Here is a 2,444-nt window from a genome sequence, read left to right as displayed (position 1 = left end):
ACCTCCGACACCTACGACCGGACCAAGCTCTCCGCACGCTGACGGAGACCGGAACAGAGAAGGGCCGCCTCGAAGGGACGGACGGGCCTCAGGAGGCGGGGCCGACCTCCGGCTCGGGGGACCCGGACCTGTCCCCGCCCTGCTCGGCCTGGCTCGCACCCTTTGAACCTTCCTCTCCCGGAATGCGGCGCACGTCGTCCGGGTCCGCCAGGAGCGGCCGTTCCGGGAAGGTGGTGTCCGCCCCCGACCGCTCCGCCACGATCCGGGTCTCGCCGTCGGCGCCTCGTGGACCGGCGGGAGGCAGGGTCTGTTCCGAGACGTCGCGCTCCACCGTGTTCTCGTTCACCTCAGGGTTGTCGGTCATGCCGGGCCTCTCCCCCGGCAGGGTCCGAATATGTCGCCGGACGGGACAACAGGCCGGTATCACCTGGCTCACCGTCGTGATGGCCGTACTGGCCGTGATGGCGATCGTGGACATCGCCCTCGCGGTGCGCCGCCGGTCACGCACCGCCCCGAACACGACGACGGAAGCGGGCTGAGCCGCCGCGCACGATCTGACCCCACCCGCTCCCGGTCCGCGAGGCCGTCGTAACCCCATGTGCGGCATCGGCCGCGTCCCGGTGACGGCGGACAGCCGTCACCTCGGCGCAGCCGGCGATCAACCGGGCCACGAGCGGAACACCGCAGTGAACCTCAGCCGAAATCACCCTCCGCGTGGCGCGCGGCGTTGAGGCCTTGACCGGCAACGGCTGGATTAGCATGGCCTCGCCCACATCGCATGATCAACCTGCGATACGTGGCGTTCTCCCCCCTCACGCCCGGAAAGCCGAGGTCGAGGAGAGACCCATGTCCCGCAGACACGCCATCACCACGGGATGCGTCCTAGTGATCACCGCGCTCACTCTGGCGCCCACCCCGGCCATCGCCCAGGGCCGGGCCGCGAACGCCCCCGCCGCCCCGGGCTCCTGGAAACCACCGGCGGGCATGATCGAGGCACTCCAGCGCGACCTGCACCTCACCAAGGAGCAGGCCCAGACCCGCCTGGTCAACGAGACCCGCCTGACAGCGGTCGAGGCGGACCTGCGCGGAAAGCTCGGCGAGCGCTTCGCCGGTTCCTGGTTCGTCGGAACCGTCGCGCAGCGACTCGTGGTCGCCACCACCTCCGAGGCCGACATCCCCCAGATCGTCGCCACAGGCGCCCGGGCCGAGATCGTCACCCGCTCCCTGTCGGACCTGGACGCCATCAGGGAACAGGTGGACAGCACTCTGGCCGCTCGCGAGAGTACGGGAGCCGTGCGCTACATCGACGTGCGGACCAACAAGGTGGTCGTCCTCTCCAAGGAGGCCGCAGTGGCCACAGACGTCCTGGAGAACTCCGGCGCGGACCCGGTCGCGGTGAGGGTCGAGCCCTCCGACGAGACCCCCCGCCTGCTCGACGACCTCGTGGGCGGCAGCGCCTACTACATCGGCACCACGGAGCGCTGCTCGATCGGCTTCTCGGTGACCCGTAGCCCCCAGAACGGTTTCGTCAGCGCCGGTCACTGCGGTAAGAAGGGCGACACCACGAGCGGCTTCAACCGGCTCCCCCAGGGGGTCTTCCAGGGGTCGGTCTTTCCAGGCAGCGACTACGCATGGGTCTCGGTGAACGCCAACTGGACACCCACCCCCACGGTGAACAACGGCACCGGGAACACCGTGCCCGTCACCGGCTCCAGGCCGGCCATCGAGGGCGCCTCGGTCTGCCGGTCCGGCTCCACCACCGGCTGGCACTGCGGCACCATCCAGCAACGCGACACCAGCGTCACCTACCCCCAGGGCACCGTCTACGGGCTGGTACGCACGGACGTCTGTGCCGAGCCGGGCGACTCGGGCGGCTCATTCATCTCGGTGGACCAGGCCCAGGGGGTCACCTCCGGCGGCTCCGGTAACTGCCTGAAGGGCGGCGTCACCTACTTCCAGCCGGTCAACGAGATTCTCACCGCCTACGGCCTGGCCCTGACGACCGCCGGCAGCACCCCGCCGGGCACGTCCCCCTGCAGCGGCTACCCGAAGACCGCCACCGGCCAGCTGAACAACGGCCAGTCCGCCTACCAGCCGAACAACAGGTACTACCAGACGGCGGCCCCCGGCCTGCAGTCCGCCTGCCTGGACAGCGCCGACAGCGTCGACTTCGACCTCTTCCTCCAGAAATGGAGCGGCACGAGCTGGGCCACCGTCGCCACCTCCGACAGCCCCGGATCCCACGAGCGGATCAACTACACCGGGACGCGCGGCTACTACCGCTACCGTGTGACCTCCGCGAGCGGCTCCGGCTCCTACACCCTGAGGTACAAGACGTCGTGACCTTCTCCCCGGCGTGAACCGCCCGGAATTCGGGGTGCCGTTAACAAACGTGCTACCAGCCGCCGTGCAGGTGCTCATCTGCGAATTCGCAGATGAGCACC

The 2,444-nt window shown here is 69.5% G+C and carries 3 protein-coding genes; 2 read left to right on the top strand and 1 reads right to left on the bottom strand.

Translation table 11 applies throughout. From position 1 onward, the window contains the following. Nucleotides 1–88: 88 nt before the first annotated feature. Entirely contained in the window at nt 89–364 is a 276-nt protein-coding gene (locus ABZ260_RS49995) for a hypothetical protein (protein WP_355632717.1), read from the bottom strand. Between ABZ260_RS49995 and ABZ260_RS49990 the strand changes: the two genes are divergently transcribed. Together ABZ260_RS49990 and ABZ260_RS49985 are read left to right on the top strand one after the other, a co-directional pair. Continuing rightward, the gene (locus ABZ260_RS49990) at nt 363–539 is read left to right on the top strand and encodes a hypothetical protein (protein WP_355632714.1); all 177 of its coding nucleotides are present in this window, start codon (nt 363–365) and stop codon (nt 537–539) included. The genes ABZ260_RS49995 and ABZ260_RS49990 overlap by 2 nt on opposite strands. Before the next feature lie 307 nt (nt 540–846). Then, entirely contained in the window at nt 847–2,343 is a 1,497-nt protein-coding gene (locus ABZ260_RS49985; RefSeq protein ID WP_355632712.1) for a S1 family peptidase, read from the top strand. The last annotated feature ends 101 nt before the right edge of the window (nt 2,344–2,444 follow it).

This window comes from Streptosporangium sp. NPDC006013, from assembly GCF_040614275.1.
In the GTDB taxonomy this organism is placed as follows: domain Bacteria; phylum Actinomycetota; class Actinomycetes; order Streptosporangiales; family Streptosporangiaceae; genus Streptosporangium.
Note: the sequence above shows the minus strand (reverse complement) of the source record. Positions and strands in the feature narration are given on the sequence as shown.